The organism is Corynebacterium sp. HMSC035E02, assembly GCF_001836065.1.
Taxonomy (GTDB): Bacteria; Actinomycetota; Actinomycetes; order Mycobacteriales; family Mycobacteriaceae; genus Corynebacterium; species Corynebacterium hiratae.
Genome location: NZ_KV827330.1, coordinates 87,347 through 87,802, shown reverse-complemented (window position 1 = coordinate 87,802; position 456 = coordinate 87,347). Strand labels below are relative to the sequence as shown.

Annotated in this window: 3 tRNA genes; all 3 read right to left on the bottom strand. The window is 56.4% G+C overall.

Annotated elements, in window-relative coordinates:
- Positions 1-77: 77 nt before the first annotated feature.
- Positions 78-148 (bottom strand) — tRNA-Cys (locus tag HMPREF2635_RS03860).
- Between the two features lie 31 nt (positions 149-179).
- Positions 180-255 (bottom strand) — tRNA-Gly (locus HMPREF2635_RS03855).
- Positions 256-293: 38 nt separating this feature from the next.
- Positions 294-365 (bottom strand) — tRNA-Val (locus HMPREF2635_RS03850).
- Positions 366-456 lie beyond the last annotated feature (91 nt).

Genomic DNA, 456 nt, shown 5'->3' with positions numbered 1-456 from the left:
ACCTCTTCCGTGTCAGGGAAGCGCTCTCCCGCTGAGCTAAACGCGCTCGCAGCGCCCTGTTTGGGCGCCAGCATTTGAGGTGGAAACGGGAATCGAACCCGTGTGCACGGTTTTGCAGACCGTTGCCTCACCACTCGGCCATTCCACCGTGGCGATACCGCCTCACACACTACATGTGCTGGAGCGGATGACGAGACTCGAACTCGCGACCCTCACCTTGGCAAGGTGATGCGCTACCAACTGCGCTACATCCGCATTCGAAACCAGGCCCGGTTTCTAGGACAAAGTCCTTGTGCGCGATACTGGGATTGAACCAGTGACCTCTTCCGTGTCAGGGAAGCGCTCTCCCACTGAGCTAATCGCGCATATGTATTTATCAAGACCCTCCACTCACTTATGCCAAAAAGTTTGGCGTCAAGAAAGTCTTGGAGCGGATGACGAGACTCGAACTCGCGA